Below are 3,673 nucleotides of genomic sequence, written 5' to 3'. Positions count from 1 at the left end.
TGCCGATATTAAACTTTCCTCGCGTTTCTTGAGGCTCTCGACTTTTTCCTTTGTGTCTTAAGACAGTTAGGGGTACCTTTAAGATATCTTGGTAAATCCAGTTATAGATGGATTTAAAGGAAAGTTTTCCCTGATAGTCTCGTCCAACAATTTGTTCAGGTGACCATGTACGTTCTAATTTATCTTGAATGTCTTTAAGTAGCTCGACCGTGTACTTAGGATTTCTACCCTTAAGACGTGCACGTTGATTGGCACCGTCATGGGTATCCTGAGCTTGGTATTGATCTGAAGGGCATCGTTTAAGTTCTCTATAAATCGTTGACCGATGGCGCCCGATTAATTGAGCAATGCGATTAATTTTATAACCTTCTTGGTAAAGTATTTCTATTTTTGAACGTTCCTCTATGGTAAGATGTGTGTAGCTCATAACAGACCTCCGTGTTTATGTTTTTGTCGTTACTAACATTTTACACGAACCTGTTATGGGTTTCTTTATTTGTCGCACTTAATTTTACAATTCATCACTTAATAGGAGTTCTTTTGGTGTGTATGATCATCCCTATTGTTAGATATCTATACTTAATCTATAAATGAAGTTTAGAAGAAGTTCACTAGAGGACTCTTTAGTGAGCTTTTTCTTTATGCTGCCATACAATAAGTATGATACAATCACGGAATATCATACTTATTTGGATATAATTGATTAATTTAAAGTTCAATAGAGTACACTCTATTGAACTTTTTTGTATGGTTGCTATAATAGTATTATCATGTGTTCAATAGAGTTATTTTATATTGATCGTGTGAAACACATATAATTTTAAGCAAGAATAAACTTTAGGTAAGACATTGTGAATACTTTATAATGAAAGGATGTTTTTTTGGCAAGAATAAGTTATGCAAGGGTAAGTAGTAAGGATCAGAACTTATCCCGGCAACTTGAAGCACTAGAAGGCGTTTCCAAGGTCTTTTCAGACAAAGTAAGTGGGGGATCGGTCGAACGAACGCAGCTACAGGCCATGTTAAATTATTTGAGAGAGGGCGATATTGTTGTTGTTACGGAATTAGACCGACTTGGAAGAAATAATAATGACCTAACGACTATCATGAGCCTGATTCAAGAGAAAGGGGCAACATTAGAGGTATTAAATCTGCCATCGATGAATGGCATCGCTGATGAAAACTTGCGACGCTTAATCAATAACCTAATTATTGAACTATATAAGTATCAAGCCGAAGCTGAAAGATAACGAATTAAAGAACGATAGGCGCAAGGTATTGAAATAGCGAAACGTCAGGGACGTTTTAAAGGAAGAAAAGAAAGTTTGAACCTAACGATGAAAGGTTGCTACATGCCTTTGAATTATATGATAGAGGTATGACAGAGAAAGTAGTTGAACGTAAGACGGGTATCAATCGTACTACGTTTAGAAGATATCGCGAAAAGTATAATTTAACTAAAATAGATGATAGGTAGAAGTAGCTGAAATTTGAGATTTAGAATATGATCAATAAGTGGTATGCTTTCATTTAACTACTGACCCGAAAGGGAGTGTTTTCATGTTACAAAATGTCATTTCGTTAGTTGTCGCACCACATGAAAACGTTGTAGCTCTCTCTGAGGTCATGAAATGAGTTTTAATGCGTTTGTTAGCTATATCTTAGAACGGATTGTGACGGAATAAAATACGAATAAAATTATTATGAATCCCAAATAAATGCAAACTTGATGATAAATAATAATTATTGGAAAAAGTTCAATTAGAAGTATATAAAACATCCCTTTTAAAAAAGAATAAATTCTCTTGTTAAAGGGATGTTTGTGAATTTACATGTAATACTCTTTTAGATGTTACTTTTTAAAATAAAATTTAAAGGATATATTTAAGTCCAATTAATAATTGTATGCATCAGCATTTGGCACTGCAATTGCTAGACCATTTGTACCAATGGCAACGCCACTTAGAACTGCTTTTTTAGCTGCAGCTGGTAATTCTATTATTCCTGACACCGACTTACTATTAGCAGCTTCACTAATCCAAAATGTATTAGTTCTATTATTTTTATATGTAACTGTTACCGTACCTTGGAAGGTATAAGGCCCAGAGAAACTAGGCTTAGCGTACCAGTAAACGGTATTACTACTCATAATCTCAAGAGTAGTAGTTCCACCAGGACCTGTAATGGTTCCATACGGTACTACATTATTTTGTTGAGCATTTACTTCAGGCGTAGAAAATAAAGGTGATATAGACAAAAACAAAGTGAAAATAACAATAATTTTTTTACTTAACTTCATGATACACTCTCCTTCTTTATTTATTTAATGCACGTTTATTGTAATTGAGATTTTAATTAAAGTAAAGGTGGTAATCTAATGGAAAAAAATAAAATAGAAATGATATTAAAAGATTTTTTGCAAGGTATGAGTATTGACGAATCATCAATTAAAATAAGAAAAACGCAAAATAATATGGTTATAACAATTAACAAAAATTTCAAAAGAATTTTATTACTACTTTTAAATATACTTGGTAAAAATGCTATACAATTTGAATTAATGTATACAAGTTCCCCTCATAGTGATTCATTGGAGCAAACAAACATTGACGAAGTTATTATTACTGTCCCTTTAAACGAGGTAAAAAAACTAGATAAAATATTTTTAGACGCTAATTCTACTTCTGAAAATTACTAAATATACGAGGAGGAAATTTAGCTAGTAAAAATACACATATTAAACTCCTTTTGATAATTGACAATATAAAATATGCATAGTTAATACGGGGGAAACATAGGAGTCGAACAACATGAGTATAACATTAAACAAAAAATTACTAGGCAACGAAGGATATGCCAAAAACATAGCCATAAAATTTCAATAAATGAACAAGGCTTGTCAGATAAAGAAATAGAACGGAAAACAGGAATTAACCGAACGACGTTTTATCGCTACAGAAAAAATCACTATTATAGTTAATATTAAAAGGGGCTGGGAAAAAAACTAGCCTTAAATAGAAAAATCGCAATGAAACCATCGATATTCTGATGCTTTCATTGCGATTTTTATGTGTGGCTGAATAATCGTAAAAAGTAGCCACTCTTCTTCTTGCCTCGAGGGCTAATTTTGTTAAATTCATACTCATCAACATGATACCAATGTTATTATGAAGCGCTTGTTTCCCTCTAACATGGGCTCTGCGCATGCCAAATACACCTTTTAAGCGATCAAAAATTGTTTCTACGTCAATTTTACGCACGCCACACTTAGGGCAAGCCTCTAACGGATACGATAACGTGCCTGAAATCAACATTGTTGTGTGACCATTTTCTTCGATGATTTGAACCCCGTCATTAAATTTAATATTTTCGTCTTTAATTCCAACCAGTTTTGCGATATCATTATTATCAGCCATGTGAATTCTCCTAACTATATTTTTGTGTAGTGACTAAATTATAGTAGAATTCACTCAATGTCATTAAGTTAAGAAAAAGTCTGTCGAATTAATCGATAGGCTTTTTTTCTGCCATTTTTTATCAAATCTTATTGGTGTGTTGTAAGATGAAACGCAACACTAAAAAAAGACATGAAGATTCGTTATACTTAAGTCACCACAACATAGTATAAGGAGAGAATCTTCATGTCACACACTCATTTTAACACAAAGAAATC

General features: G+C 32.9%; 3 protein-coding genes and 2 pseudogenes. 2 read left to right on the top strand and 3 right to left on the bottom strand.

Features of this window, described 5'->3' with window-relative positions; all coding sequences use genetic code 11:
* Positions 1-427, bottom strand: a 427-nt coding sequence (locus ACEN33_RS11955; protein WP_407095180.1) for a transposase, incomplete at its 3' end; no start/stop codon positions are given.
* Between the two features lie 454 nt (positions 428-881).
* On the opposite strand from ACEN33_RS11955, the pseudogene ACEN33_RS11950 reads away from it, so the two are divergent.
* A pseudogene (locus tag ACEN33_RS11950) lies at positions 882-1,477 on the top strand (recombinase family protein).
* 417 nt (positions 1,478-1,894) lie between these two features.
* Here the strand turns inward: ACEN33_RS11950 and ACEN33_RS11945 are convergent.
* Positions 1,895-2,299, bottom strand: a complete 405-nt coding sequence (locus ACEN33_RS11945; RefSeq protein ID WP_138405582.1) for a hypothetical protein — start codon at positions 2,297-2,299, stop codon at positions 1,895-1,897.
* A 78-nt stretch (positions 2,300-2,377) separates the two neighbouring features.
* On the opposite strand from ACEN33_RS11945, the gene ACEN33_RS11940 reads away from it, so the two are divergent.
* Complete coding sequence (locus ACEN33_RS11940; RefSeq protein WP_138405583.1) at positions 2,378-2,698, top strand: hypothetical protein; 321 nt, start codon at positions 2,378-2,380, stop codon at positions 2,696-2,698.
* Positions 2,699-3,115: 417 nt separating this feature from the next.
* Here ACEN33_RS11940 and ACEN33_RS11935 read toward each other — a convergent pair.
* A pseudogene (locus tag ACEN33_RS11935) lies at positions 3,116-3,257 on the bottom strand (transposase); the annotation flags it as partial.
* Positions 3,258-3,673: the final 416 nt, after the last annotated feature.

Origin of the sequence: Ruoffia sp. FAM 24228, assembly GCF_045528575.1 — a bacterium.
Classification (GTDB): Bacteria; Bacillota; Bacilli; order Lactobacillales; family Aerococcaceae; genus Ruoffia; species Ruoffia halotolerans.
Note: the sequence above shows the minus strand (reverse complement) of the source record. Positions and strands in the feature narration are given on the sequence as shown.

What these genes read in the sequence shown, in the direction of transcription:
- ACEN33_RS11945 (WP_138405582.1), bottom strand. Translation starts at nt 2,299, where the DNA reads ATGAAGTTAAGTAAAAAAATTATTGTTATTTTCACTTTGTTTTTGTCT.
- ACEN33_RS11940 (WP_138405583.1), top strand. Translation starts at nt 2,378, where the DNA reads ATGGAAAAAAATAAAATAGAAATGATATTAAAAGATTTTTTGCAAGGT.